Below are 1,173 nucleotides of genomic sequence, written 5' to 3' on the forward strand. Positions count from 1 at the left end.
AGCCGTAGAACAACTCAAAGAGTACCTCCGTAAACTCGCTCGCGATGAACGCCAAGACCTTGCCCGCATCGCTGGGGTCGTCTTTGACGGCTGCTTTCTTGTCTTCGTGCGCTACCGAGACGGGAACTTCGCTGTAGAACGCCCAGTACCCGCAACCCAAGCAACGCTGGAACGCTTGCTGACTTGGCTTTCCAGCACAGCGTCGGGAATTGCGCTCACCGCCGAAAACCTTACGCGCGACTTTGGCATCGAGCAGCCGCGCACGCAGCGGATTCTGCGCGCTCTTTTCGACGGTCTCAACGCCGCGCTCCGGCGGAATGCGCAGAACCATCCCGCGAAGCCGATGGTGGACAACCTCTTCCGCCAGTGGCAGACCTTTTTCAGCCAGTCCATCGATTACAGCGAGGCGTTCGGAGGGCGCAAGCTGCAACCGTTGCAGAAGTGGGCGCGCAAGGCGGGCATCGACATCAGAAGCGCGGACGAGGCGGAACGGCTCTTTTTCGTAATGCACACCCATTTCGCGCTGCTGGCGAAACTGCTCGGCTACCTCGCCGTGTCCCGCCTGTTGGCACCCGGAGTCGGCGCGTCACCGCTTGGCTCGTGGCTGGGCGATTCCAACACTCTCCAGCAACGCCTGGACGACCTCGAATCGGGCGGGGTCTTCCGACAACTCGGCATCGTGAACCTGCTGGAAGGCGACTTTTTCGCATGGTATCTGTATGCATGGAACAATCACATCGAGCGTGCGCTGCGCGGCATCCTGCAGCGATTGGACGAATATGACCCGACCACGCTCGCCCTCGTGCCCGAAGAGACGCGCGACCTGTTCAAGCAACTCTATCACTACCTGCTGCCCCGTGAGATTCGGCACAACTTGGGGGAATACTACACTCCCGATTGGCTCGCCATGCATATGCTTCAGCGTACAGTGCCCGAACTGTTCACAGAGCCAACCCCCGAAACAGAAAGCGAGTTGCGTCAGCGTATATTGGAAACCCGGTTCCTCGACCCCGCATGTGGCTCAGGCACTTTTCTTGTGCTACTCGTTGCCCGTCTGCGCGAACTGGGACGCGCCCTTCCCATCAACGAACGAGACCTCCTGAACGCCATCCTGCAGAATGTGGTCGGCTTCGACCTGAACCCGCTGGCAGTGCTAACGGCGCGGGTGAACTA

At 60.0% G+C, this 1,173-nt stretch carries 2 protein-coding genes; one reads left to right on the forward strand and one right to left on the reverse strand.

The genetic code is table 11. The features are described from left to right. On the reverse strand, positions 1-331 hold a 331-nt coding region (locus NW837_RS10750; protein WP_414331410.1), incomplete at its 3' end, for a hypothetical protein. Between the two features lie 12 nt (positions 332-343). Here NW837_RS10750 and NW837_RS10755 point away from each other — a divergent pair. Then, the coding region (locus tag NW837_RS10755; protein WP_414331412.1) for a DNA methyltransferase at positions 344-1,173 on the forward strand (830 nt) is incomplete at its 3' end.

Origin of the sequence: Synechococcus sp. R6-10, from assembly GCF_047461815.1 — a bacterium.
Lineage (GTDB): Bacteria > Cyanobacteriota > Cyanobacteriia > Thermostichales > Thermostichaceae > Thermostichus.